22 protein-coding genes and 1 pseudogene are annotated in these 24,675 nt (G+C 55.8%); 13 read left to right on the forward strand and 10 right to left on the reverse strand.

Annotation, left to right across the window (positions count from 1 at the left end):
* Position 1 precedes the first annotated feature (1 nt).
* The 4 genes from ACP153_RS06805 to ACP153_RS06820 all read left to right on the forward strand — a co-directional run bounded on the left by ACP153_RS06805 (position 2) and on the right by ACP153_RS06820 (position 5,380).
* Positions 2-1,630, forward strand: coding sequence for a dipeptide ABC transporter ATP-binding protein (locus ACP153_RS06805; RefSeq protein WP_424970228.1), 1,629 nt, complete (start codon positions 2-4; stop codon positions 1,628-1,630).
* Positions 1,631-1,654: 24 nt separating this feature from the next.
* Positions 1,655-3,427 (forward strand): allophanate hydrolase, encoded by a 1,773-nt coding sequence (atzF, locus tag ACP153_RS06810; protein WP_424970229.1) that lies wholly within the window; start codon positions 1,655-1,657, stop codon positions 3,425-3,427.
* Positions 3,428-3,572: 145 nt separating this feature from the next.
* A complete protein-coding gene (gene mobC / locus ACP153_RS06815; protein WP_293948682.1) occupies positions 3,573-3,956 on the forward strand; it encodes a plasmid mobilization relaxosome protein MobC in 384 nt (127 codons plus the stop codon).
* Positions 3,953-5,380, forward strand: coding sequence for a relaxase/mobilization nuclease domain-containing protein (locus ACP153_RS06820; RefSeq protein WP_424970231.1), 1,428 nt, complete (start codon positions 3,953-3,955; stop codon positions 5,378-5,380). The genes mobC and ACP153_RS06820 overlap by 4 nt, the downstream gene beginning before the upstream one ends.
* Before the next feature lie 6 nt (positions 5,381-5,386).
* Here the strand turns inward: ACP153_RS06820 and ACP153_RS06825 are convergent, their stop codons facing one another.
* Positions 5,387-5,671, reverse strand: a complete 285-nt coding sequence (locus ACP153_RS06825) for a hypothetical protein (RefSeq protein ID WP_424970232.1) — start codon at positions 5,669-5,671, stop codon at positions 5,387-5,389.
* Positions 5,668-5,916, reverse strand: a complete 249-nt coding sequence (locus tag ACP153_RS06830; protein WP_283644618.1) for a hypothetical protein — start codon at positions 5,914-5,916, stop codon at positions 5,668-5,670. Before ACP153_RS06830 ends, ACP153_RS06825 begins: the two co-directional genes overlap by 4 nt.
* Before the next feature lie 371 nt (positions 5,917-6,287).
* Here ACP153_RS06830 and ACP153_RS06835 point away from each other — a divergent pair, with 371 nt between their 5' ends.
* Positions 6,288-6,467 carry a hypothetical protein gene (locus ACP153_RS06835; protein ID WP_424970233.1) on the forward strand — a complete coding sequence of 60 codons (180 nt, stop codon included), beginning with the start codon at positions 6,288-6,290 and terminating at the stop codon, positions 6,465-6,467.
* 50 nt (positions 6,468-6,517) lie between these two features.
* Here ACP153_RS06835 and ACP153_RS06840 read toward each other — a convergent pair whose 3' ends face one another.
* The 8 genes from ACP153_RS06840 to ACP153_RS06875 all read right to left on the reverse strand — a co-directional run bounded on the left by ACP153_RS06840 (position 6,518) and on the right by ACP153_RS06875 (position 19,090).
* Positions 6,518-7,417 (reverse strand): ArdC family protein, encoded by a 900-nt coding sequence (locus ACP153_RS06840; protein ID WP_424970234.1) that lies wholly within the window; start codon positions 7,415-7,417, stop codon positions 6,518-6,520.
* A gap of 321 nt (positions 7,418-7,738) precedes the next feature.
* Positions 7,739-10,717 carry a TrlF family AAA-like ATPase gene (locus ACP153_RS06845; RefSeq protein ID WP_424970235.1) on the reverse strand — a complete coding sequence of 993 codons (2,979 nt, stop codon included), beginning with the start codon at positions 10,715-10,717 and terminating at the stop codon, positions 7,739-7,741.
* Positions 10,714-11,910 (reverse strand): GIY-YIG nuclease family protein, encoded by a 1,197-nt coding sequence (locus tag ACP153_RS06850; RefSeq protein WP_424970236.1) that lies wholly within the window; start codon positions 11,908-11,910, stop codon positions 10,714-10,716. Before ACP153_RS06850 ends, ACP153_RS06845 begins: the two co-directional genes overlap by 4 nt.
* Positions 11,903-13,954 carry a DEAD/DEAH box helicase gene (locus tag ACP153_RS06855; protein ID WP_424970237.1) on the reverse strand — a complete coding sequence of 684 codons (2,052 nt, stop codon included), beginning with the start codon at positions 13,952-13,954 and terminating at the stop codon, positions 11,903-11,905. The genes ACP153_RS06850 and ACP153_RS06855 overlap by 8 nt, the downstream gene beginning before the upstream one ends.
* 3 nt (positions 13,955-13,957) lie before the next feature.
* Positions 13,958-16,732 (reverse strand): class I SAM-dependent DNA methyltransferase, encoded by a 2,775-nt coding sequence (locus ACP153_RS06860; RefSeq protein ID WP_424970238.1) that lies wholly within the window; start codon positions 16,730-16,732, stop codon positions 13,958-13,960.
* Complete coding sequence (locus ACP153_RS06865) at positions 16,719-16,904, reverse strand: plasmid-related protein (RefSeq protein WP_300424421.1); 186 nt, start codon at positions 16,902-16,904, stop codon at positions 16,719-16,721. Before ACP153_RS06865 ends, ACP153_RS06860 begins: the two co-directional genes overlap by 14 nt.
* A gap of 610 nt (positions 16,905-17,514) precedes the next feature.
* On the reverse strand, positions 17,515-17,847 hold the full coding sequence (locus tag ACP153_RS06870) for an ankyrin repeat domain-containing protein (RefSeq protein ID WP_424970239.1): 333 nt from the start codon (positions 17,845-17,847) through the stop codon (positions 17,515-17,517).
* Between the two features lie 13 nt (positions 17,848-17,860).
* On the reverse strand, positions 17,861-19,090 hold the full coding sequence (locus ACP153_RS06875) for a hypothetical protein (protein ID WP_424970240.1): 1,230 nt from the start codon (positions 19,088-19,090) through the stop codon (positions 17,861-17,863).
* 26 nt (positions 19,091-19,116) lie between these two features.
* On the opposite strand from ACP153_RS06875, the gene ACP153_RS06880 reads away from it, so the two are divergent.
* The 8 genes and pseudogenes from ACP153_RS06880 to ACP153_RS06915 form a co-directional block, all read left to right on the forward strand.
* Positions 19,117-19,557, forward strand: coding sequence for a hypothetical protein (locus tag ACP153_RS06880; RefSeq protein ID WP_424970241.1), 441 nt, complete (start codon positions 19,117-19,119; stop codon positions 19,555-19,557).
* Positions 19,558-19,637: 80 nt separating this feature from the next.
* Positions 19,638-19,943: a hypothetical protein gene (locus tag ACP153_RS06885; RefSeq protein WP_424970242.1), complete on the forward strand. Its 306-nt coding sequence runs from the start codon at positions 19,638-19,640 to the stop codon at positions 19,941-19,943.
* Positions 19,944-19,963: 20 nt separating this feature from the next.
* Positions 19,964-20,086, forward strand: a complete 123-nt coding sequence (locus tag ACP153_RS06890; protein WP_424970243.1) for a hypothetical protein — start codon at positions 19,964-19,966, stop codon at positions 20,084-20,086.
* A gap of 72 nt (positions 20,087-20,158) precedes the next feature.
* Positions 20,159-20,443 (forward strand): hypothetical protein, encoded by a 285-nt coding sequence (locus tag ACP153_RS06895; protein ID WP_424970244.1) that lies wholly within the window; start codon positions 20,159-20,161, stop codon positions 20,441-20,443.
* A 2-nt stretch (positions 20,444-20,445) separates the two neighbouring features.
* The gene (locus ACP153_RS06900) at positions 20,446-22,053 is read left to right on the forward strand and encodes a type IV secretory system conjugative DNA transfer family protein (protein ID WP_424970245.1); all 1,608 of its coding nucleotides are present in this window, start codon (positions 20,446-20,448) and stop codon (positions 22,051-22,053) included.
* Positions 22,054-22,069: 16 nt separating this feature from the next.
* The gene (locus ACP153_RS06905) at positions 22,070-22,402 is read left to right on the forward strand and encodes a hypothetical protein (protein ID WP_424970246.1); all 333 of its coding nucleotides are present in this window, start codon (positions 22,070-22,072) and stop codon (positions 22,400-22,402) included.
* A 530-nt stretch (positions 22,403-22,932) separates the two neighbouring features.
* Entirely contained in the window at positions 22,933-23,193 is a 261-nt protein-coding gene (locus tag ACP153_RS06910) for a hypothetical protein (RefSeq protein WP_424970247.1), read from the forward strand.
* Positions 23,194-23,201: 8 nt separating this feature from the next.
* Positions 23,202-24,224 (forward strand): annotated as a pseudogene (locus ACP153_RS06915) (recombinase family protein); the annotation flags it as partial.
* Between the last annotated feature and the right edge of the window lie 451 nt (positions 24,225-24,675).

Genomic DNA, 24,675 nt, shown 5'->3' on the forward strand with positions numbered 1-24,675 from the left:
CATGCTGTCGATCAAGGATCTGGCGGTCGGGTTTCGCACCCGCAAGGGCGAGGTGGAGGCTGTGCGCGGCATCTCCTTCGACGTGGCCAAGGGCGAGACCCTGGGCATTGTCGGCGAGAGCGGGTCGGGCAAATCCGTCACCTCCTATGCGCTGATGCGGATCCTCGATGCGGGCGGGTCGATCCGCGCGGGCGAGGTCACCTATGGGGGGATGGATCTGCGTCGCGCCTCGGAGCGGGACATGCGCGACATTCGCGGGCGCGAAATCTCGATGATCTTTCAGAACCCGCGCGCGGCCCTGAACCCGATCCGCCGGGTCGGGCATCAGATCGAGGATGTGCTGATCCAGCATGCCAAGGCCACGCGGCAGGACGCCCGCGCCAAGGCCATCGCCGCGCTGGAGGCGGTGCGGATCAACGATGCCGCGGCGCGCTATGAGGCCTATCCCTTCGAGCTTTCGGGCGGGATGTGTCAGCGGGTGGTGATCGCCATTGCGCTGGCCTGCGACCCGCAATTGCTCATCGCGGATGAGCCGACCACCGGGCTCGACATCACCACGCAAAAGGCGGTGATGGATCTGGTCGCTGATCTGACGCGCAGCCGGGGCATGACCGGCATTCTGATCACCCATGACCTCGGCCTCGCCTCGCAATATTGCGACCGGATCGTGGTGATGAAGGATGGCGTGATTGTTGAGGAGGGCGCGCCCCAGCGCCTTTTCACCGCGCCGCGCCACGCCTATACGCGCAAACTGGTGGATGCGACGCCCCGGCTCGGCGCCTCGATCCGCGGACTGCTGCCGCCCGAGGCCCGCACAGCCGAGCCGCGCCACAAGGTCCATGACCGCCCCCTGCTGGAGGTGCGCAACCTCGTGAAGACCTATCCGGGCAAGGCCGGGCCGGTGCAGGCGGTCAAGGACATCTCCTTCACGATCAAGGACGGGCAATCCGTGGGCCTTGTGGGCGAATCCGGGAGCGGGAAATCCACCACCTCGGAGATGATCGTCCGGCTGCAGGACCCGACCAGCGGCGAGATCCTGTTTGACGGTCAGAACATCGCCAGCACACCCTCGGCGCGCTTCGCCACCCACCCCGTACGGCGCGATATCCAGATGGTGTTTCAGGACGCCACGGACAGCCTGAACCCTCGCGACACCGCCGCTTCGGCCATTGCCGAGCCCCTGAAACGGATCGCCGGGCTGCGTGGGGCCAAGGCCCGGACGCGGGTTGAAGAACTCGCGCATCTTGTCGGCCTACCGCAGCCCCTGCTCAGCCGGTTTCCCCATCAGCTCTCAGGTGGGCAAAAGGCGCGGATTGGTATTGCCCGGGCGATCGCGTTGGAGCCGAAGCTTCTGATCCTCGATGAGCCCACCGCCGCGCTCGACGTTTCGATCCAGGCGGTGGTGCTGAACCTACTGGTGGATCTGCGCGCGCAGCTTGGCATGTCCTACCTTTTCGTCAGCCATGACCTGAACGTGGTGCGCCTTCTCTGTGACGAGGTGTTGGTGATGAAATCCGGCGAGGTCATCGACCAGGGCCCCGCCGCGCAGATCATGTCTCAGCCCAGCCACGCCTATACCAAAGCCCTGGTGACTGCCGCCCCGCAGCCACCGGCCAAAGACGCGGCCTAAGGGCTGCAATAGTAAGGACGACCCATGCTTCATACGCTCTCGCTCACCCTGCCCGCGCTGGATACGGCCTATGCCGATGGGATCAGCCCCGACGCTGTGATCGAGGAAGTCTATCGCCGGATTGCCGAGGTGGACGACCCGGCGCTGTTTCTGCATTTGCGCGCCAAGGAGGCCGTGCTGGCCGAGGCGCGCGCCCTGCCCGCCCGGGACGAGACGCGGCCGCTCTGGGGCGTGCCCTTTGTGGTCAAGGACAACATCGATGTGGCCGGGGTGCCAACGACCGCCGCCTGCCCGGCCTATGCCTATACGCCAGAGAAGGATGCCTTTGTGGTCGCGCGCCTGCGCGCGGCGGGGGCGCTGGTGATCGGGAAGACCAATCTCGACCAGTTCGCCACGGGTCTCGTGGGCGTGCGATCCCCCTACGGCGTGCCGCGTAACTCGGTCGACCCGAGCCTGGTACCCGGCGGCTCGTCGAGCGGCTCCGGCGTTGCCGTGGGCCACGGGTTGGTGACGTTCTCCCTCGGCACGGACACCGCCGGGTCGGGCCGCACCCCGGCGGCGCTGAACAACATCGTCGGGCTGAAACCCTCCCTCGGCGCGCTCTCGGCCAGTGGCGTTGTGCCTGCCTGCCGAACCCTCGACACGATCTCGATCTTTGCAGCGACGGTCAGCGATGCCTATGCAGTCTTTGATGTGGCCCGCGCCTATGACGCGGCGGATGCCTATTCGAAACCCTTGCCTGCCACCGCCCTCCTCCCGCCCGCTGCGGGTTTGACCGTCGGCGTGCCCAATGCGGCAACGCGGATCTTCTTTGACGATGCTGCACAGGCAGAGATGTTCGACGCCGCGCTCGACCAGCTGCGCGCGCTCGGGGCCGAGATCCGGGAGGTGGATTTCACCCCGCTCTATGATGTGGCGGAAATGCTTTATGAAGGGGCCTGGGTGGCGGAGCGCTACACCGTGGTTGAGGCGCTGATGGCCGAGGATCCGGACGCCCTGCACCCGACCACCGCCAAGATCATCGGCGCTGCGACCGGGCTGTCCGCCGCGGACGCGTTCCGAGGCCTTTACCGGCTGAAGGACCTTTCCCGGCTGGCCGAAGAGAGCCTCGACGGGATCGACATGCTCTGCGTGCCGACGATCCCGACTTTCTACACGCTTGCGGATCTGGAGGCCGATCCGGTCACGCCGAACTCCAACCTTGGGACCTACACGAATTTCGTGAACTTGCTGGATATGTGCGGCATCGCCGTGCCGACCGCCGCGCGGAGCGATGGGCTGCCGGGCTCTGTGACCCTTTTGGCCGCGTCGGGTCAGGATGGCGCCATCGCCGGGCTCGCCCGCGCCTTGGAGGGTGGCGAGACGAACGCGCGCCGCGCAGCCGCGCCGCAGGCCGTCGAGAGCAACGAGATCATCCTCGCCGTCTGCGGCGCCCATATGTCGGGTCTTCCCCTGAACGGTGAACTGACAAGCCGAGGCGCCCGCTTCCTCGAGGCGACAACAACCTCGCCGGACTACACACTCTATGCGCTTGCGGGCGGTCCCCCAGCGCGACCGGGCCTGTTGCGGACCAAGGGCGGAACAGAAATCGCGCTTGAGCTATGGGCTCTGCCTCTTGACCAGATGGGCAGCTTCTTGGCTGGCATCCCAAGCCCGCTCTCCATCGGCACGATAGAGCTCGCTGACGGCCGCACAAGCCACGGCTTCCTCGTCGAGGCGGCAGGTCTCGCAGGCGCGGAAGACATCACCCGCTTCGGCGGATGGCGAGGTTTCCTCGACGCGGCGAAGGTCGCTTGAAACGGCTAGACCAGTAGGAAATGGCGCACCTAGGAGGAGAAAGTTCGAACACCCTGTTCGATATTCTCGCCCAATGGAATCAGGTGCTTAGCGCAATCCAAATCCCTGCAAATGCCCCCGAACGGGACATTTGCGGGGTGGCGCGATGACGACAAAGACACCTCCCTTTTCCCTCAGACTGACTTTTGAAGAACGCGCTAGGCTTGAAGAGCTGGCTGGCGACATGCCGCTTGGGGCGTATATCCGCCGCAAGGTCTTCGACGGTCAGGGGCTCAAGAAGAAACGTGCACGGGCTCGTTCTCGCCGCCCGATCAAGGATGAGCAGAAGCTGGCGCAGGTACTGGCCATGCTTGGCCAATCGAGGATCGCCAATAATCTGAACCAGCTCGCCAAGATGGCAAATCTCGGTACGCTTCCCGTTCTCCCCGATACGGAACGCGACATTCGGCGTGCATGCGCCGACGTGGCGCTGATGCGGCGGGAGCTTCTTCGCGCGCTCGGCCATCGTACCGATGTGGAGCCGTCATGATCCTGAAAGGATCACAACGAAGCGGCGCAAAGCAGCTCGGGCTGCATCTCCTCAAGACCGAAGAAAACGAGCATGTCGAGCTGCACGATATTCGCGGCTTCATGTCCGATGATGTCGTTGGCGCGCTCCGCGAAGCCGAAGCCATCGCAAAAGGCACAAAGTGCCGACAGTTCATGTTTTCGGTGTCTCTGAATCCGCCCGAGAACGAGCGTGTCCACGTTCGAACCTTCGAAAAAGCACTGGAAGCCATCGAAGAGAAAAACGGCCTGACAGGCCAGCCGCGCGTCGTTGTTTTCCACGAGAAGGAAGGTCGGCGGCACTGTCATGCGGTATGGAGCCGAATCGACCCCGAGAAAATGACCGCCAAGCCAATGTCGTTCTACAAGAACAAGCTGCGGGAGGTCTCGCGCCAGCTCTATCTTGAGAACGGCTGGCAGATGCCGCGCGGCCTGATCGATCCGAAGGACCGCGATCCCCGCAACTTCTCGCTTGATGAATGGCAGCAGGCCAAGCGGATCGGACGCCATGCGGGCGAATTGAAAGAACTGATACAGGAAGCCTGGGCGACCTCGGACTCAGCGCGCACCTTCGCGCACGCTCTTGAAGAACGCGGCTTCTATTTGGCGCGCGGGGATCGGCGCGGCCATGTTGCTGTCACCTTCGAAGGTGAAGTCATTTCGATCTCACGGGCGACGGGCAAGAAATCGAAAGAGCTGCACGCCCGTCTTGGAAAGACCGACGCATTGAGAAGCGTTGAGGAGACCCGCAAGCGCATTGCTAAAGATATTCTCCCGCGCATCAAGTCGCATGTCGATGAAGCACGCGCGTCCGCCCGTGCCGAACTCGATCAACTGAATGCGCGCCGCATGGAAATGGCAAAGGCGCATGCCGCGGAACGCGCCAAACTGGACGCAGGCCAGAAGGCGCGGTTTGAAGCAGAAGCCCGCACAAGAGCGGATCGCTTCCGCAAAGGCATGATGGGCCTATGGGATCGTCTGACAGGCAAGCGGGCTCAGCTCGAAAAGCAGAACCAACTTGAAGTGATGTGGGCGCTGCGCCGCGATCAGGATCAGCGGCAAATGACAATCAACGCGCAACTGCGCGAGCGCGGTGAGCTGCAAAAGGAAATCAACGCCGCGCGTACCAAACATGCGCAAGCCTTGCGCGCCCTGCATCACGATGCTGCCAACTATCGCCTGATGCGTCGTGGTGAAGAGCCCAAGGCAAAGACCGCCTTCGAGCGTTTGGATACGCTGCGAGCCGAACCGAAAAAGCAGCCGGAACGTCCTCGTTTCGACAAGCTCAAAGAGCGCAAGCCCGAGCGTCAGACACGTTCCACCACGTCGGCGCAAGATCGCTTGCGCAAACTGCGCGAGCAAAAAAGAGAAGGACCGTCCTATGACGGTCCTGATCTCGACCGATAGAAATCGCTAGAACAATGAAAGCTGACGCGCGGCTTCTTCGCGCTTCTTCCATTGCGGGGTCTGCGCTTCGTGCTCAAGCCATGCGAGAACATAAGCGACGGCACCGCCATATTCGTCCGTGACATCGCTGTGCAGATAGTGCGAGCGATAGCCTGTCTCGGTGATGGGTATTATCCCATCGCCGATAACGTTGACTTCGATGTGGTCGAACTCCGACCACTGGTGTCGGTGATAGCTGATGCTTATCGCGACACCACGCCAGTCGATTTGACTGGTGACTGGGGCGCTCATGAGCGCCCCGCGTCGTTTGCAGGTGAAGCCGTGTCTTCCAGCGGCTCGCGCAAGACGATCCGACCGCCGACAGGCAGGGATTCGAGCTGTAGTGTGTAGCCTTTAGCGTCCTTGTGCATCCAGGCTGCGCCAACTTTATTCCAGAAGGATTTGTCGCCTTTCTGAGTGACGTGCCACGCCAGAAACTCGGGTGCGCGGAACTCGCGTGTGCGCTCTTGCGCGGTTTGGGTGTTGTTGCGTGCCATGATTGATCTCCTTTGTTCGGGTTGGCTTGCTAACGCCCCCCGATGAGACCGAAGGCAAAGGATCGCCGCGTCATGTCCAACACGGGTGAGGCCTCCGCCGAATTGGTGCGGGCAGGATATTGATGCGCGATCCGCGTTCGGTCAGGGGAAAGGCGAATTGCTGCAAGCCGTGCGCGGGCAAAGGTCCGTTCATGCTGCGCTAACTGCCGGCACCGAATGCTTATTCACGCGTTCCTCAGCGCCTCCGTCCGATTGATTTCTAGTGCGTTACCCCGATCCATCAGCGCCTTCACTGGGCCATGGATGATGTGTGCGAGGGCCGAAAGGCCCTGAACGGTTCGGGGCCTCCTTACAATCAACAGGAGGTGACGATGAGACTCATCACACGCTTCGATGCAGCATCGCGCAGCACAGCCGAACTGCATGCCCTCTTACGCGAGGCTTTCAACGCCTATGCTTCCGCTCCTCGCGGATCGATTGAACGCAGCAATGCTCTTGCATCGCTGCACAATATCGAGGCCGAACTGGCGGTCCGCCCGCCAGGTCTATGAGGCCATCAACGCGGCTGGCCTGAAGGCCAGCCGCGAATTTTTCCCGATGATCACGCAACGTTGCTCACTTCTTCGACGATAGGCTGAAGCCCGTGCAGAAAATCGGCGGCACGCTGGGCATGGGCGGCGGCGCTGAATATCGCCCGCTTGTCGTTTTGAAGAACCTTGAGCCAGCTCTGGATGTAGGCCGCATGATCGGCACGCGGTTCGGGCGCGAGTTCAAGATCAGCGCACAAAAATGCTGCGCCAAGTTCGGCGACAAGCTCTTCGCGCGCATAGCCTTCATCGCCCCACCGCTTGCGCCCGAATTCGCGGTCAAGACGCTTGGGGTGTTTGGTCCAGTGGGTCAGTTCGTGCGCCAAAGTCGCATAGTAAGCCTCGGGACTCCTGAAGGTTTCAAAGCACGGCATCTGCACATGATCACTGCCGCCGCTGTAATGGGCAGAGTTGCCGCCGTGGCGAATGTCCGCGCCCGTGCTCGCAAAAAACTCTTCAGCGTGCTCAATGCGGCGCGCGGGGTCGATGATCGCTTTCGGCTTGGTGTAGTAGTGCTCGGGCAAGCCCTCGATCTGCTCGACATTGAAGACGCTGTATCCCTTCATGAAGGGGATTTTGCGCTCCTCCTCGCTGCCATCGTCCTGCTCTTCCGTTTTGGTGATCGTGTTCGCATAGACGACCAGATTACCGCGCTCGCCCTTGCGAACATGCGCGCCTAGTTCTTTCGCCTGTTTGAAGGTCATCCAGTAAGGAGACAGAAAGCCTGCCTCGATGCTCGCACCCCAAAGCATCAGGATATTGATGCCGCTATAGGGCATGCCGTTATGGCGGAGCGGCTTGGTGATTTTGCCTTCCATGTTGCCCGCGCTCCATGGCTTCAGCCATGTCAGCTCGCTTTGCTCAAGGTCGGCAATGATCTTGTTGGTAACCCTTTCATAAATATCGGTTTTCATCTTCGTCCCCTTTCTTGGGTAGTCGGTTGCGCATGCAACCGGACTAGGCCCGCGCCAATGAGCGGGGGGACGGCCGTCCAGACCGAAAACCATGGAAGAGGTGCGGGCGCAGGCGCAGCCGAGCCACGGGCCATGGCTTTCGCCCGAAGCCATAGCGAAGGGCTTGGTCTTGACGGAGGACGGGGCCGCAGGCCCTCGAAACGAAAAGGAAGAGGTCAGCCCGCGAGGGCTGTCAGATGATGCGCAAGGGATCGAAGCCGAATGGCCGAGACAGCCTGCTGGCTCGGTTTACGAGAGCCCGATCCGTCAGGATGCGCCAATTTACTTGATTTGGTATTTCAGGCGTCTCTGTACAAAAGCAGGTTTTGATCCTTCAAGAATCTTGACTATGACGTCATTGATTCTTGGATTTTCAATCGATCCCGATTCATACGAGAATTTGTAGCCAGCAGCCTTATCTAATGAAACGTAAAGGATTTGCTCAGCATCCGCGCCAACGGCAAGGTTCGGATTATGTGTCACCAATATGACCTGACGGCTCTTTTTCGCCTGCCTAATGCATCTAGCGAGAACGCTGAAAATGCTGTCGTTGTCGAGATTATCCTCGGGCTGGTCTATGATAAGCGGTGTCTTCTCCTTATCTAGATGAAGATAAAACACCAAAAGGAGCAGGCCTTTCTCGCCAGGAGATAACTGATTTAGATTTTTGCCGCCCAGTCGCAATTCATACCGCGCATCAAAATATTCTAAAGAAAACAGTAGATCATATAAGCGCTTAATGTCTTTGACTTGCTTGCCGACATCTTCAGTTCGTAAGGCTTCGATGATGCCCTTGGCGAAGACAAGAACGCTTTCAACATCGTTCCAGTCCGTATCCGCCATCCGCGACTCTAGTTCGGCCTCACCTTGGGCCGTTCCGCGAAACGGACCGCTCGAAGCCTGGTTTACAAGCTCAAAAAACCGCTCGGGGAATTCGTGCATTGAAACAAACGAAGCATCTATGGTCACTTCGAATTCATCAGACCGAACAGTTTCCAGTCGCTCCTCAACACTGGATTTCAGCGCTTCATAGAATGCCCGCACCTTAGTTTTTGCCTCAAAGATCGAACGGGCAATATCATCTCGATCCGCGCGTTTTGCATCAAGCCTAGCTGCAAGATCGTTCTCAATATAACGTATGCGGTTCTCGATATCCTTTATGGTTCCAGGTTTGGGACTCTCGTCCTCTCCCATGACCGCAGTCATCTTAGCGGTCAGATCAGATAGCGCCTGAACATAGCGCTGATAACGGCGTTGCGGTGCAGATAGCGTTTCCTGTAATCCCTTCAATTTTTCAGAGAGGAACTGATGAGCGCGGCGGAGGTCGGGAACGGAGACCAACGATGTAAGGTCTGTTTCATCCGTGATCGTTAAGTTGTTGTCTGCCTCAAGTTTTTTGATCGCCGAAGACGTCGCCGTGATTTTTTCATCTATCGTAGTTGTATTGATTTGATGCGTGACGATTGCATCTACATCCAGACCAAAGCGCTTGCAGGAAGCCCGCAGTTCTTCCTTCGAATTCTTTATCTGCGAATCGAGCCCTGTAACTGTCTCTTTAATATCGCTTAAGCCAACAAGATCACTCTTGAAAGACGACAGCCGCTCGACAGCATCCTTACCTCGGAGTTCTAGCTCCGATTGGCTCTGCCTGACTTTTTCGATCTGGTCTGCAATCGCCTTTTGTTCATCAGATTCACCTTCGGGCTTAGCAACTTCAGAAGGCTTTGACGCCTCTAGGACGCGGTACTCTTCTTTCTTTTGCTTAAGCTGCTCTTCGAGCGCCGCCTTTGTCGTTGGATTGGCCTGTTCTTCTAGTTCCACGATTTCTATGTTCAGCTCACGAAGACGGACCTTTAATGAGCTTATATCGCTTTTGCTTTGTGCGGTTTTTAGTTCCTCTAGTTCAGAAAAGGTCGATCTCCCCATTCGATCCGACTCTTCAACATGTGAGAAGACGACTTCCTCAATCTCTTCCCTAAACGCTTTCACCTCTATTTCGTTGGTCAGACTCTCAAAGTAGTTCTGAGGGAGATATTTCACGACCTCGGGTTTTCGTAGATCGACATCCTGATCAAGTCGCTTCTCGGGCTTCGCGCCGCTGGCCCAGGTCAGCGTACCGAGAAAGTTCTCGGCGAAACCCTTCTGACGAAATTTTCGGTTCTGTGTTTTGTCTGTTAGAAATGAAAAATGCTCAGATTGCCGAGACTCCCCAAGCAGACCTAAGATGTCGGCAACGGCGCTCTTGCCGCTTCCTTTGTTGCCGATGATTGCGGTCAGTTCGGGATTGAATGGTATGAGAACGTCCTCGAACCATGAACCGTTATTTCCTTTATAGCCAGCCACGTGATCGATCCGAAGTTCTGTAATGAACCGTGTTGCATCTTGATCCTGCCGTTGAAGAACGGTCGGCTGCTCGCCGATATGAACGCGCCCCTTCGGTTCGAAGAGAGTTTGTCTTAGCCCACGAAATGTTAGGTCGGCCTTGATCCAAGTTGCCTCGTAGCCAGCTTCATCCCCTGACAATCTCGTAAGCTCATCGAACGAATGAGCGTCAGACCCCGAGAAGACAGGCTTTGGCTCGGAGCGTGTACTGTCCTCGTACCGATCCTCTCTCAGGAAATAGTCCGTGTTCTTTGATGATCCGAAAAAGGCATCACTCGCCTTATCAAGTTCATCGGATATGGAGAGGCTTCTAGGAGAATTTGTATCCGCGCCTCTCAAGCCATCGTTGTTGGCTGCGGTAACAATCATGTAAGCAGTACGGTCGGGAAAGACCGCTTCAAGCGCTTTTCGTAGCTCCGTTATGCTAACGGTAGCCTGCTCGTAGTCAGTTCTCGAAGCGAGTTCACCACATCGCACGCGCGCACCGTCCCGTGTAATGTGCGTTAGTAGATCACTCAGCAAGGTCGCCAATTTAGCTTCCGTAGCTGCTTTCGGATCAATCAGAACATGCGTATGAACATGTCGCGCGTCCTTACTGATTGTCTCGGTCAGGCGAAATTCTATGTTGGGAATAAAGAGCTTTTTACCTTCAGGGAAAGCATCTTGATAGGCTCTCGCAACAGAAAAATAGCAATCGAAAGAGAAGTAGTCCGTAATGCCAAATACCTGAACATCCGAAGATTCGAGAGTTTCGACATAAGACTTTAAATTGGCCTCATTGGCTTCACCGAAACTGTTCGCTAGCTTTGTGCCAGGTGCATGCAGATGAAGATCCCAACGGCGCCAAAGTGAACCAAATCTATTGCTCTCGTTACTCATCCCGCCTTCCTTTCCACAAGACGGGCTTGCTGCGGATCGTACACGTAGCCCTTGATGCTACCGTCTTTGATCCGCTCGACGGCTTCATCAACCACATTGAACGGCACAAGAAACCACTCGCGAGGGACAACAGGATTGCCAAAGCGATCCTTGATCTCGATGTCGAGACGGGCTGGATCGAAGATGCGGTGAATCAGGTTTTCGAGCTTTGTTCGGTTGATATTGTAGAGTTCATAGGTCGCAACGACCTCGACGTCAGCGAGCAAGAATGTGGCGTCAATCTTTGCATTGGCGATGCGCCGTTCGACCTTTCCACTTGTTACGCCGATCTTGTGGAGCACGTTGCGATGTTCCTTCACTATCGGAAGGTCAGACTTGCTGCGGAGTACATAGATTGTGCCGCTTGCCTCATCGCCATCAGCCGTTTGGTCGGCGAAGAGCGGTCCTGCTGAGGAGTCCGTAATTCGACGGCCTGCATCATCCTTGTGAAGCGCTCTCTGTAGGGAGCGCATGAGCATATTGCTCTCGGTTCCGTTGTCGAAGATCACGCGCAGACGGGCATCCGTCATGCCTTGTGCCGTCAGGAACGCTTCGTCCATCTCGGCAACATAGGCCTTTTGTCCTCCTACAATGAAGAAACGTCCTGGCGCGATCTCGGCCTTGCGTTCAAAGGGCCGTGTCGTTCGCATGCCTGTATCAATTTCGTTCTGAACCTGCTCGAACAATGGCTTGAACCGTTCGAAGTCTTCACACTTCTGGCGATTGGCAATCTCTTCCGCCGCCTTCTTTTCAGCGCTGGACCTCACATGGCGTAGTTCGGTGATGTCCGAAGTTTCAGCTTCGACGCCGAGTTCGGCCAGAAGCGCTTCGTCATCCATATCGTCGCCGATAGAAGCCGCGACTGGGTCGCTAGCGTCAAGCAAACCGTCTTTGTCAATCGGTTCGAGAAGCTGCCTGAACTCACCAAGCTCTCTCAACCGATCAAGACGAACCGCGTAGAGCCGTTCGAAGATGTCCTTGTCTTCGCCGTGCTGCGGTGGATGACCGTGCTCTTCGACGAACCGTTGAATTTCTTCAAACCCCGCGATGACACGCTCCTCCTGTGGCGTTCTCGCGGAAACCTTCTTGGCCTCGACCTCGACCCCGAGTTCGGCAAGCAGCGCATCGTCTTCTTCAGTAAACTGCTTAGCCATCAGCAGCCTCGGATTTCATGCGAGCCAAATAGGCTACACCTTCGGCCATGCGCTTCTCCCACGCATCTGGGGAGGTGATTGACGGCAGCCTGCCGCGTTCCTGTTTGAACTTTAGCGCCCGCTTGGCCAGATCACGCGCCTCTTCGGGCGTAAGTTGGACTTTCTTCGCGGAGATGATTGCCGCGACCTGTTTCAGGCTTTCCTCGCTCATCGTCTTGGCCAGGATCGCGTAAGCCTCACTGAACGGATTGATGCGGTCGATCAGATCGATGTCGAGTTCCCGAACGTCCATCGCGAACTTCCGTACACCATCGATCAGAGCCGTGTTGGCTTTATCCTCGCCGTCGTCATCCTTGAGCGCCGCCTCTTTGGCCTTCTGGGTCAGGTTAAGAGCGGCGATGGCGTGCTGGCGTACGGCTTCCTGATCTTCGTCATCCAGCTCGGGGTATTTGTCCTTGATGATCTTGCCCATGCGCACTTGCGTCAGCTCTTCGGGGACAAGCTCTTCATCGAACATGCCCCGTTCCACAGTCGGCTTGTCCTGTACGAAGGCGGCGATCACTTCATTCAGGTCCTCCTGACAGATGCGCTCGGCTTCCTTGCTCTTCGGCTCAGTCAGGCCTTTGATCTCGATCTGGAACTGGCCACTCTCTTCGTTGAAGCCGACATTGCATTCGCCTTCCTTGTAGCCACCTTCGCCATAGTCGAAGCCCTCGACAGGACCGCTGTCAGGGCGCTTCGGGGTGAAGTTGAAACGAGGCGCGAGAACCTGTTCCATCAACAGGCTTGCCGCGATGGCCTTGAGCGTATCGTTCACAGCTTCGGTGACAGCATCTTCCGATGCGTCAGGTTCGGCGATCAGGTTTGTGAAACGGGCGCGGCTCTTTCCTGGCGCGTCGCGTGTTGCACGTCCGATTATCTGCACGATCTCGGTCAGGCTGGCACGATATCCAACCGTCAGCGCATGCTCGCACCAGACCCAATCGAAGCCCTCTTTGGCCATGCCAAGGGCAATGATGATATCTACGTGGTCGCGGTTGTTCTTCTCGGCGGGGTCTTTGAGCGCCGCTGAAACCTTGTCCCTTTTTGCAGCTTCGTCATCGACCAGATCAGCAATCCGCAAGACGCGCCCGTCAGATGTCTTGACCAACTGGAAGCCCGTCGCGGGGTCCGTGCCTTGCCAGTCACCCAATTCGTCGATGATGTGCTCGACTTCCCGATGCTTGTCCTTGGTGCTCTCGCGGGAGTTCACACTCGGGATGTGGATGATGGTCTTCTCGTTCGGGTCAAGAACCTTGAGGATGTCATCCGCATACGCGCCCGAATAGAAGAAATAGCCGATATCGAGCTGCTTCAGATATTTGTAGCCGTTGAGCTGCTCATAGTAGGTGTAGGTAACTGTATCGAATTTGGCCTCGTCGTGCGGCATGAGCACAGGCTCGGCATCGCCTCGGAAATAGGAGCCCGTCATCGCAACGACATGAACCTTGTCCCGCGCGATCAACTCGGCGAGCTGCGCGCCAAGTTTGTTCTCGGGGTTGGCGGAAACGTGATGGAACTCATCGACGGCGACGAGGCAATCGTCGAACGCTTCAATGCCGAACTTTTCGACGGCGTTTCGGAACGTCGCATGTGGACAGACGAGCACTTGATCCTCGCCCTTGAGGAACGAACCAACCGAGTCAGCCTTGCTGCCATCCGATCCTGGCGCATTGCAAAGGTTCCACTTCGGCTCGACATGCCAGTCGGTCCAGAAACCGAATTTGGATAGCGGCTCGTCCGCAAAGCTCGATCCGATGGACTTCTCGGGGACGGTGATGATGGCCTTGCGCAGGCCTTGATTGTGCAGCTTGTCCAGCGCCACGAACATCAGTGCGCGGCTCTTGCCCGATGCGGGCGGGGACTTGATCAGAAGATACTGTTCACCGCGCTTCTCGTAGGCGCGCTCCTGCATCGGTCGCATGCCCAGCTCGTTCGATTTGGTCGAATTGCCGTTCTGGGCGTAGGTGACGGATACGGAGGGGGCGGTTTCCTTGCTGCTCATCGATTATGCTTTCATTCGTGAATTCGTTTTCTTCAAATTGTTCGCCGTGGTCATCTTCGTGTATAGCTCGAACAGCTTCTCTAGGCGTTCGGTATCGTTCTTGAAGCGACGACCGATGTAGATGCGCTCAAGCACCTCGTCGTTCCGATCATGCGCGGCGCGAAGGTCCTCGGGCATCTTCTCTGGATCGTAGAGATCAGCGATGGTTGCTGGGAAGTGCGCCTCCCGTGCCAGCAGGATGTCCTCAGCGCAACGAGAAAGGTCTTCCTTGTTTTTCTCAGTGAGCTTCGGAACTGGGAAGGTGTTCCAACCTAGCGAACTAGTGTACGAGAAGCGCAACTCTAACCGACCGCACACGGCTCCAATCCAAATTAAGTGAATACGCGACGCTAAGAGGGAAAAATTAAATATATCGGCGTCATAGATGCCATAACAGCGATTGCTGATAACGGTCGCATTCGAGACCAGAGATATTGGAAGATACTCCCTACCTTCAGATGAAACAGCTGGAATACAGATCGTATTTCTATATCCTATATTCATCTCTCTGAATTGATGAGGGGTTTCGGCCATACCTTGCGCCCCCCTGTCTCTGCTCGACAGTCTCTTCTGTCGGACCTGCTCGATCCTATTGACAACACCTTCATAGGAATGAGCAAAATCCAAATTCTTATCTTCGATCCAAAGGCAATATCTCTCGACACCGCTAACTAGCTCTGACGCTCCAATGATGTTTTTGATAATACGACTTTGAGCATCTTTGGTTAAATTCAATGCCTCTAACTCCGATCGAGTTAGGAGCAAAAATCCGCCATCTACTGGTTTATTACCAAATTTCATTTCCGGCAGATCACATAAGGGCTTATTCGACTTTTGAACAATTACGTCCATGCCATCAATGAGATAGGCATTTATGTTTCTTGACACTTTCTCAATAGGTGCCCCATCGGGCTCTTCCGAAAAAAGGCGCTTTGTGTGAGCACCTTTCTCCGAAAGTCCAACAATTACTACAGTCACCCCTGCATTTTTGCTTGCAAGATTATTCCATTTAAAAGACGTATGTGCGAAGGAGATTTCCCGCCCAAGTTTGAAAATTATTGGCCACAGAATGCCAACGCTAGTTCCCTGGCAGACCGTGTTGATACTTACAAACGCGCTTTCACATTTTGTATGGTTGGCATACTCCGCAGCGCGAACGAACCAACATGCTACCAAGTTCAAGCTTTTCCATGTTTTCGCATAAGGAGAAAAGACCCGCTCTAGATCGGCTTTCTGCTCGGGGCTTTGATCATTGGACCAAACATAGGGTGGATTCCCGCAGATATACGTTTCTCCGCCTTCATTCTCAAAGTCGATTTCTGCTTGGTCGAGCGGTGTGCTGAATAGGTCATCTCCGTGCATTCGCACACCAGTTCCGGTAGGTGGACAAACGGATAACCAATCAACCCGCAGGGCATTCCCACAGGTAATCCAGTTCATGGCATCGAGTGGCAGGAAGTCTCGAAGGGCTTCCCGTTGACCGCGATAAAGCACGTCGCACTGATATTCAGCGATGATGAGCGCGAGGCGGGCGATCTCGGCTGGGAAATCGCGCAGCTCGATTCCACGAAAATTTGTCAGCGGAATTTCGGATCGATGGTCGGTCTCATTGCGCCGTTCATTGATCTCGGCCTCGATGGCGCGCATTTCCTTGTACGCGATGACGAGAAAGTTGCCCGATCCGCAGGCGGGATCGAAAACCCTAATCTTGGACATGCGGTTCCGCAGATTGAGAAGCTTGCGGGCATTGTCCCCCGCATCCTCAAGCTTTTCGCGTAGGTCGTCCAGAAACAGCGGATTAAGGACCTTCAGGATGTTCGGAACGCTGGTGTAGTGCATACCCAGCGCGCCGCGCTCTTCATCATCGGCGACGGCCTGGATCATCGATCCGAAGATGTCAGGATTGATCTTCTTCCAGTCGAGATTGCCAATATGCAGGAGGTAGGACCGTGCGATCTTGCTGAAGCGCGGGACGTCAACGCTCTCAGAGAAGAGCCCGCCGTTCACGTAGGGGAAGTTGTTTGCCCAGCGGGCAATGCCTTCCTTCTCACGATCAGCAACCTTCGTGTTCATGGATCGGAACAGCTCGCTGATGATCTCATGCGTGTTCGAGCTGTCCTTCTCGCTCATCCGTTCGATGGTGGCCGTGAACTGATCGGCCTCCGTGAAGATGTCTGTGTCCTCCGCAAAGAAGCAGAAGATCAGCCGCGCCATGAAGTGGTTCATGTCGTGACGGCGATCCGCCGTGCCCCATTCAGGGTTGTCCTTCAGAAGCTCGACATAGAGACGGTTGAGACGGCCCGTCGCCTTGATGTCGAAGGCGCTTTCGCGGATTTGCTTGACGGTGCTGATGCCCGCGAGCGGAAGGAAAAAGCCAAAATGGTCGGGGAAGTCGGGGTAGTCGCAAACGATGACCTCACCGCTGTTCAGGTCTTCGGCCTGAAACTCTCTCCCATCAGTTGCGAGAATGAATTTTGCACGGGCTTTCGTCGTCGCGGGGCTGGCCTTGAGCGACGCAAGAGCCTCCGCGACCGCGCCGTCTTCAGTGACCTTGAGGTGGATGTTGTTGGTTTGAAGAACACCGCCGACATCCGATTTGTTGGACGCGCCGGACCGCAGGCGCTTGATCGTCGTGGCCTTGTTGCCGAACGCCTCCAAGAACGCGAAGGGGAACTCTCCCGCGTCGAACGGCTGCTCGGCAAGCTTGGATATGGCCTCTTCGATCTCAACGGCGTTCAAGGTTTCGTCCTTTGTTTTTATCGTTGGCTATGGTCTGCTCGTTGCGCTCGATATACTCACGCATGAACTCTCGGATCACTTGGGATGCGGGCCTGTCCTGCTCGCGGCAAAGTTCAAGGAACTTCTCGCGGAGCTGACGCTCGACCCTGATGCGCAGTCCTGAGTCTTTCATGCGATGAGTGTAGCCGTTGGATACACAATGTGCCAACGGTATTTCGAGGATTCCTCCACAGACTACACCCGCATCCAAGGGCGTTTCCTTGGTCGTAGTCCAGCGGCGAAATGCTGGCGCATATCCAACCTGCGCAAGGTTGGCCCATGTATCCAAAGAGCACGGGTAGGCTCTTGGTCGTAGGTATCGGGTCGCGACAGACCTGATCGGCATCCAATCCGCGCAGGGTTGGTCTCCATGAAATGGTCATGGGGGTATCGGTGGGAGCAGGAACGCTCCCCTGATTGGCAGGTGTCGGGGGCCATCACCCTGACGAGTGGATTTCACAAGGGGCGCGATAGCCCCTTTGATCGATGGGTGCAGGGAGAGCGAAGTCTCCCGCGAGTGATGGAACGGCGAAACGTTCTGATGGCTCTGGATGGGTTCAATGCCCAGGAAGAGCCAAGGCCGGAGGGATGCAACGGGAGCGCGCAGCGGGCTCCCTTGCCAAGATTGCGGTGTAGTACACCGCACATCTTGCGGGTCGGACTTATTGATAAAATTGGGAAAAAAGGTGTTTCGATGTGGTCGATGCGGAAGGAGTGATTTGTGGCGTGCTTGGGACTGTTGCTCAGAGGGCGTTCTCTGGGGGCTGAAACATCGCCTCCTTCAGATACCCTGCGATAACCTGATCATTGCGGGCATTTGCGTGTTCGATGGGTCGTCGGTCCATCTCATCTCGTATCCATGCGACTTGGGGATGTATCTCCATGGATACCCGAACGAAGTCAGCGTGGCCCAACGCCGCCGCCACGTGCACGGGCGTCATCTTATCTGGCTCTCGCTGATGGTCTAATCGTTGTCCGCTTTGCAGCGCAAACGCCAACTCCTCTAGATCATTGTTTTCAGCAGCACGAAATATATCTGGCGGCACATGTTCTGTGCCCGATTTATCGTTCGGCATTACATCTTTTATTTTACCCAAAACTGTATCCCCTTACAAACTTTGCGATCTCCGAGGGGTCGATATCTGTGCGTATTATCGAGTGCTCTTCGTTTTGGATTTGATGATGGTTGAACATACCAATTTCACCACTAGACATGCGAGGCGTCTCCCCTTTGCGAAAAGGCTGAGACCAAAGTATGAGATAAATACCCTTTATCGGCTGCTCGAAAACGAGTGGTAGGGACTCCTTAATAGTACGATGATCTCGACGAGCAACGATGCTGAAGGACCAGTTCATGGCATCGAGTTCGTCATCGAGGTCTTCGATGTAGCAGGACGTTTGAAACGCATATCCCGTAACAAACGTGCTGAGCTTGTCTCTTTGCCAATCATATCGCTTCAATAATTCCGCAGGCAAAGTATCACCGTCGGCAAACTCATGATCGATAAGTTGATCGGCGTAAGCTCTACTCCCAAAGACCAGCGTGATGGGTGCTACACCCTGCTTGAACTCCTCGATCAAGAGAAGAAAATGGTAGCCCAGCGTTGGATCATCCTTACTGGTGTGAAAATCATCTCGAATGCAAAGCCATACTGAGTTTGATATTTCGGCCCGCTGCCATGCTGTATCCGTAGTTTTGCTATGGCTGGCGAAGTCACGAAACGCTTGAAGCTGATATTGACGCTTCGAATCCCTGATCGAAGCATCGAGCGCCTGACGTTGCTCCACAGGAATCTTTGTCTCGATGAACCGATCTACAAAGTAGAACTTATCATCGCCTATTTGGTGCGTTGCGTTTTCCCCAAGCCAGTTTTTCAGATCGGCACGAGAAAGCAAACGGTCCTCCCGTGGGGGAGCGGCGTTCTTCCGTTGCGGTTTCCAGCCTGAAGCCTCAATCAACGCAGCGTCTTCGCGCTCCATAATTTCATCGCGCAGAGCTTGTGGAGAAAGCGCCTTTTCCGACATCAAGCGTCGGAGCAAATTACGGGCGTATTCCTTCTGAGCATCTGGATAATATCTAACGGCGCGCATCTCCAAAGTATTATCAGGTTCTGGTTTTCGATTTGCGGCAAATTCCTTGCCGCTATTTTTGAACGCATCTCTAGGAAACAGCGGCAACACATTGCCCTGCAAGTTCTGATCATTCGTTTCACTATCGTCACACATACCGCGTCTGCCGGAGGGTTCGTCTGAAATATGCCTTTCGACAGTCTCGGCGGAACCCGCCCCGTCGTCAATCGAACGCAGCGATGACAACACGGGCTGAAGTGACAGGAGCGAAGATCATGAAGCATTCCCTTTGCGTGCATTGCCTTTCCTTGGGCTACTGCAAGAACAGCACACGCCAGCTCGTTCGTGATGCGCAACTGGAAAACCCAGAATACCTACGCGACCTGCGCAACTTTGCTGCGAGTTTGGAGATCAGTGCTGACCACTTCCTCGACTATCTGTTGAACTTGTACAGGGACTATAGAGGGCGGATCGTCTCGAACGGCAACGAGGTGTTTCTGAACACCGAAGAGTTCGAGACGGACAGCATACGTGAATGGTTTCGCGACTGGGCCTGCGCACCCGTGCCTGACGGAGTTCGCCCCAGACTGCGAGAAGAAAGTCGCGAGCGCATCAGACTCCTGGGAACGATCCTCTCAACACGCTTCGCGTTCGAAGCAGAGTTGTGGGGAGTGCGGGCGGCAAACGACAATAGACCTCCGTCCGCTGAGCGCTGAAATGAAAAACTTCGACTTACTCCCCCATAGCTGCGCACTCACTTTGGCATGTTGGCATTGCGAACAGGTCGTTCGAGCAAATGGAGAAAAGAGCGATGATGAGAGGGCCAAGAGAAGCGGGAAAAGCGAAAGCGCTAAAGGCTATTGACGGTATAGCAAATGTAGCGGCGATCTTTCTCGCGTTTCTGCTTGGTCCGTACCTCTACGATTGGACTATTGGCTGGGCACAGAATTTTGTGGCCAGCAACTATGGTTACGGTCTCCAAGGTATCGTGTCGTTTGGCTGGGGGTGCTTGTGCGGAGCTGTTGTCTACTATGTCGCACAAGCATCTGTCGCAGTTCTCATCACCATGGTGTTCGGGTCGATCATTGTTCGCTTCCTGTAATCAATGAAAGGAACACCCTTATGTTCAAAAAGCGTGTTGTGAAAGGTCTGGTGACCCAGAACAAAACGGACTGGTCAGCAGTCCTTGGCGCAATTTTCTGGGTGGTGGTTGTTTTGGCGATCCTCGGATCGCTTGGCGGCTAACCCCCCGAACTCGCGCAATGCAAGAACTAGAATGGCCGTTGGAAACAACGGCCATTCTTTTGCGAGTGTACAATGGACAACCTTCAAATCGACTTCAAAGAAGCGGAGATGAAACCGATCTTTGAACGCTTCAAGCTGCTCTTCTCGCCGCAATCCGAGATGTCGGATATTCCCTCCGACATCAAGATTTGCGTCTGGATACGGATGATCAACGCGTTTCACCCGACTGTGAAACCCCGCGAAATCCGCTCACATTTCATCAAGTGCTTCCATCCTGATGCGGGCACGCACGTCCTCACGATTCCCGAAAAGACAAAAGTCATGGCGACACATGACCGTATTTTCAAAGGAAAGTAATCATGATGAACAACGAAGAGTATCGGTTCGGATCAGCATCTTGGTCTGACGAGAGCGAACTAAGGCGAGCCGGACTGCTAAGCGCTCGCGGTCTTCAGATCGGCTATAACGCGAACAAATCGATCTGCCTTGAAACCGATGCGCCGATTATCACGGTCGCAGGCGCTGGATCAGGCAAAATGCGCGACCTTCTCGCGCTTGCAGTGGCACGGAATGCAGGCAACCGAAATTTCATCCTCGACCCACGCGGCGAGATCGCCGCTGTTACAATGGTGAACTTCGCTCTCAATAGGAGCTACCTTTATTGCTGGAACCCGACGGGGATGCGTGGCCTCCCGCAGCATCGCATGAACCCGCTCGATATCCTTCGCCTGAACGATCCGCACTTTCATGCGGACTGCAAGTTCATCGCCGAAAGCCTGCTCCCGACAAGCGGCGCATCCAACGGTCGATATTTCGAGCTGCGCGCCCGCGAGTGGATCGAGAACATCATCAAGATGCTTGTCGAGCGGGACGGCAAGGTGAGCTTCCCCGCGCTCTACCGCGTCATCAACTGGATCGAAGCTGACTCGAATGCCTGGGCAGATTGCCTCGAAGCCATGCTTGGCTCCTCGATGGACAGTGTAAGACGAACTGCAAGCGAGATGCTGGCAAAGCAACAGGAAAGCGAAAAAGAGTTCGGAAGCATTCTCGGCGAAATCTACGCGCATCTGAACTTCCTTGATGATCCGATGCTTCAGGCCGCGCTAGATGGGGCCGATGCCTCGTTGGCCGATACCTGCAATTCGGGCCAGCCTACGAGCTGGGCGATCAACGTACCCATAGAATACGTAGGTCTGTGGTCTCCGATCCTGCGCACAATGTTCACCGTGCAGATGCTCTACAAATCGCGAGCGCCTTCCGCACCACGCATCACGATGATCATCGATGAAGCGGGCCAGCTCGGAAATTTTGAAGCCCTGCTACGCGCGTTTACCTTTGGTCGCGGCGCTGGCGTTCAGGTCTGGGCGCTGTTTCAGGATGTCGGCCAGATCGTCCGTAACTTCGGCGCACCCGCCCTTCAAGGCTTCATGGGGTCATCCGCGTTACGCCAGTTCTTCGGTGTGCGCGACTATCAGACAGCGCAGATGGTGTCCTCCATGCTGGGCACCGAAACGCTCGAATATGACGACAGTCTGAGGCAGGCGGACGCAAAGCGCCAAAAGATGAACGCCGCCATGAGCATCATGAACGGCAGCGATCCGTTCTCGGCATACGCGGACATGAAATATCACGCCTATGCCGAAGAGCATCGCACCAAACAGGCGCGCGCACTCATGATGCCTGAAGAAATCTTGTCGATGCCAGAGGACAGGCAACTGCTCTTCATCTCGGGCAAGAACCTCAAACCCATCTTCGCCGAAAAGCATCCCTACTACGAACGGTCAGACTTTGCTGGGCGCTTTCTGCCCAATCCGTTTCATCCTCCCCACGACTCCGTGCTTATCCCCTCAAGATGGGGTCGCCGTCGTGCGAGGGTCATCTTTGAGCGCGTGCCGCAGCAATTCTCGGACTATCCGCAATATTCGAACGGCATGTGGTCCTACGTTGAAGGCTTTCGTCCTTCATAGAGAAAGGTGAATGATTATGAGCGACAAACCTGAATTTACGATCCGCGATGGGTCGATCAAAGCAACGACATGGCGGAACGCTGGCGAGAATGGTGACTACTTCACCACGTCTTTCAGCCGCACCTACCGCGACGAGCAGTCAGGCGATCTGCGTGATACGAACGCGTTTTCAGGGGCCGACCTTCTGAAAGTCTCTGCCCTGGCACAGGAGGCCTATCAGCAGTCGCGGGCGCTTCGCCAAGAAGAGCGCCTTGCGCAAAAAAGGCGTAACGAACAAAGCAACGGCGACAGGCTGTCGGAAGCGCGGACCGGAAACCGTAAAAGAAGCCGAGACAATCGGGAGCGATAGCACGGATGTCGTCGAAAGATGCTCATTCTTCGATCTGCACCAAGCAGGAGCTGTTGAGGCGATTGCGCGAGAGCAGCAAGCCCGCGTGCGCCGCTACCCTTGATCTCGACGGCCACCTTGGAAACGAGGTGAGACGACAAGGCAATGAAGAGAGGCACTCTCGCATAGCAAGGCTGCGAAACGCACTCGCCAGCGCTCAGAGTAGGCTGGAAGCTCAGCACACGTTTGCGCGGCTCAGCGGATACGCGAAAGCGCGATTTAAGAACGAACGATAGCGGAATTAGGAAGGGAGATTACTCTTTGATATGGCCCGATCCCTAGCAACAGGATCGGGCCTTCTTTTGCCCGAAACCCTTGCTGAGTTTGCGTTTCAGGACACAGGTAAGGTACAATTAAAGTATATATTCAGCTCGCGCAGAAATATCTGCGCTAATCACCCCTGATGGGGTGAAGAGCTAATTTATTGTCCGAAAAGGAAATGAAACTGATCAGCATGCAGTGCATTGCTGAAGGGAGGGGAGTTTGCCCTCATGAAAGATATAATCAAAAAGCATCGCGATGCTGTGACGAAGCTTGGTTACTCTAAAGAGCAAGCCGATGATGTTATCCACAGAGTTTCGGCGATCATGAATGCATTCATAGATGCCGCTTGGGGAGTCCATCCTGCTCAGTTAGGAACGAAAACAGAGGGTAAGAAAGTCCTTCTCCCAAAGGCTCAGTGTGATAAGCTGAGAACAAAGCAAAAACAACGTGGCGAAGAAGAAACCGCAGCGCCGCTGACGGAAGGATGATGGATTCGATGAAAGGCAAGAATGGAAGCAGCAAAGCCGTAATTTATTGTCGTGTGTCAGACACCAAACAGACCACGCGCGGCACTGGCTTGCACTCTCAGGAAACACGGTGCCGAGAGTATGCCTCCTTCCGTGGCCATGACGTTGTTCAGGTGTTTACCGACGACGCATCCGGCGGCCTGATCAATCGCCCAGGCATGCAAGCTATGCTGTCGTTTCTGCGTCAGAACCGTCGCCAGCCGCATGTTGTGATCATCGACGATATCAGCCGCCTAGCCCGTGGCATTCAAGCCCATCTCGAACTTCGTGCAGCGATCAGCAAAGCGGGCGGCATCCTTGAATCTCCGACACTCGATTTCGGCGAAGACAGTGACAGCCAGCTCATTGAAAACCTGCTCGCTAGCGTTTCGCAGCACCAGCGCCAGAAGAACGGCGAACAAACTCTCAACCGCATGCGAGCGCGGGCGCTTAACGGTTACTGGGTCTTCCATGCCCCAGTTGGATACAAGTACGAGCGTATCAGTGGACAAGGGAAGGTTCTGCTTCCCGACGAGCCTTACGCATCAATCCTGAGAGAGGCTTTGGAGGGTTACGCCTGCGAGCGTTTCTCGACGCAGGCTGAAGTGAAACGCTTTCTCGAAGCGCAACCCGAGTTTCCAAAGACACCGCGCGGCGAGGTCACGAACCAACGGGTCAATGATTTTCTGACGCAGCCGCTCTACGCGGGCTACTTGGAGCTCCCGAAGTGGGATGTTTCATTCCGTCCTGCAAAGCACGAAGGGCTTATCAGTCTTGAAACATTCAAGGCCATTCAGAACCGTATGAACGGCACCGCCCGTGTTCCTGCGCGCAAAGACATAAGCCAAGATTTTCCGCTTCGCGGTTTCGTCCTATGCGGCTGCTGCGGGACGCCCCTTACTGCGAACTGGTCAAAGGGAAAGGCCGCTCACTACCCTTACTATCTCTGCCGCCAAAAGGACTGTGCAGCGAAGGGCAAGTCGATACGCCGCGAGCTTGTTGAAGAAGAGTTTGAAGCGCTTCTAAAGGCGCTCAGACCATCAGCAGAGCTTTTCGAGTGGGCTTCGTCTTTGTTCCGTGATCTGTGGGAGCAGCGTGCCAAGACGATGAAAGAACAAGGCAAGTCGGTGAAGGCCGAGCTTTCGCAGATCGAGCGCAAGATCGCTCAGCTTATGGATCGGCTTGTGGAAGCTGACAGCGAATCCGTTATCCGAGCCTACGAAAAGCGCATCGGTGATCTAGAAACGGATCGCATGATTATCCGCGAGCGGATCGAAAAATGCGGCACACCACTGGCTACCTATGAGGAGACGTTCGAACACTCGATGACGTTTCTGGCAAACCCTTGGAAAATTTGGGAAAATGGCAGCATTGAGCACCGTCAAACGGTGCTGAAACTCGCGTTTGCGGATCAACTGGCGTATGACCGCGAAAGCGGTTTTCGAACACCAGAAATATCCTTAC

Origin of the sequence: Dinoroseobacter sp. S76, from assembly GCF_049801095.1 — a bacterium.
Taxonomy (GTDB): domain Bacteria; phylum Pseudomonadota; class Alphaproteobacteria; order Rhodobacterales; family Rhodobacteraceae; genus Dinoroseobacter.

Excerpts from the sequence above, each read along its gene's own strand:
- ACP153_RS06855 (WP_424970237.1), bottom strand. The coding sequence starts at position 13,954 with ATGAGCAGCAAGGAAACCGCCCCCTCCGTATCCGTCACCTACGCCCAG.
- ACP153_RS06870 (WP_424970239.1), bottom strand. The coding sequence starts at position 17,847 with ATGCCGAACGATAAATCGGGCACAGAACATGTGCCGCCAGATATATTT.
- ACP153_RS06900 (WP_424970245.1), top strand. The coding sequence starts at position 20,446 with ATGATGAACAACGAAGAGTATCGGTTCGGATCAGCATCTTGGTCTGAC.
- ACP153_RS06910 (WP_424970247.1), top strand. The coding sequence starts at position 22,933 with ATGAAAGATATAATCAAAAAGCATCGCGATGCTGTGACGAAGCTTGGT.
- atzF (WP_424970229.1), top strand. The coding sequence starts at position 1,655 with ATGCTTCATACGCTCTCGCTCACCCTGCCCGCGCTGGATACGGCCTAT.
- ACP153_RS06840 (WP_424970234.1), bottom strand. The coding sequence starts at position 7,417 with ATGAAAACCGATATTTATGAAAGGGTTACCAACAAGATCATTGCCGAC.
- ACP153_RS06830 (WP_283644618.1), bottom strand. The coding sequence starts at position 5,916 with ATGGCACGCAACAACACCCAAACCGCGCAAGAGCGCACACGCGAGTTC.
- ACP153_RS06850 (WP_424970236.1), bottom strand. The coding sequence starts at position 11,910 with ATGGCTAAGCAGTTTACTGAAGAAGACGATGCGCTGCTTGCCGAACTC.
- ACP153_RS06805 (WP_424970228.1), top strand. The coding sequence starts at position 2 with ATGCTGTCGATCAAGGATCTGGCGGTCGGGTTTCGCACCCGCAAGGGC.
- ACP153_RS06845 (WP_424970235.1), bottom strand. The coding sequence starts at position 10,717 with ATGAGTAACGAGAGCAATAGATTTGGTTCACTTTGGCGCCGTTGGGAT.
- ACP153_RS06835 (WP_424970233.1), top strand. The coding sequence starts at position 6,288 with ATGAGACTCATCACACGCTTCGATGCAGCATCGCGCAGCACAGCCGAA.
- mobC (WP_293948682.1), top strand. The coding sequence starts at position 3,573 with ATGACGACAAAGACACCTCCCTTTTCCCTCAGACTGACTTTTGAAGAA.
- ACP153_RS06890 (WP_424970243.1), top strand. The coding sequence starts at position 19,964 with ATGTTCAAAAAGCGTGTTGTGAAAGGTCTGGTGACCCAGAACAAAACG.
- ACP153_RS06905 (WP_424970246.1), top strand. The coding sequence starts at position 22,070 with ATGAGCGACAAACCTGAATTTACGATCCGCGATGGGTCGATCAAAGCA.
- ACP153_RS06865 (WP_300424421.1), bottom strand. The coding sequence starts at position 16,904 with ATGAAAGACTCAGGACTGCGCATCAGGGTCGAGCGTCAGCTCCGCGAG.
- ACP153_RS06825 (WP_424970232.1), bottom strand. The coding sequence starts at position 5,671 with ATGAGCGCCCCAGTCACCAGTCAAATCGACTGGCGTGGTGTCGCGATA.
- ACP153_RS06885 (WP_424970242.1), top strand. The coding sequence starts at position 19,638 with ATGGAGAAAAGAGCGATGATGAGAGGGCCAAGAGAAGCGGGAAAAGCG.
- ACP153_RS06820 (WP_424970231.1), top strand. The coding sequence starts at position 3,953 with ATGATCCTGAAAGGATCACAACGAAGCGGCGCAAAGCAGCTCGGGCTG.
- ACP153_RS06895 (WP_424970244.1), top strand. The coding sequence starts at position 20,159 with ATGGACAACCTTCAAATCGACTTCAAAGAAGCGGAGATGAAACCGATC.
- ACP153_RS06880 (WP_424970241.1), top strand. The coding sequence starts at position 19,117 with ATGAAGCATTCCCTTTGCGTGCATTGCCTTTCCTTGGGCTACTGCAAG.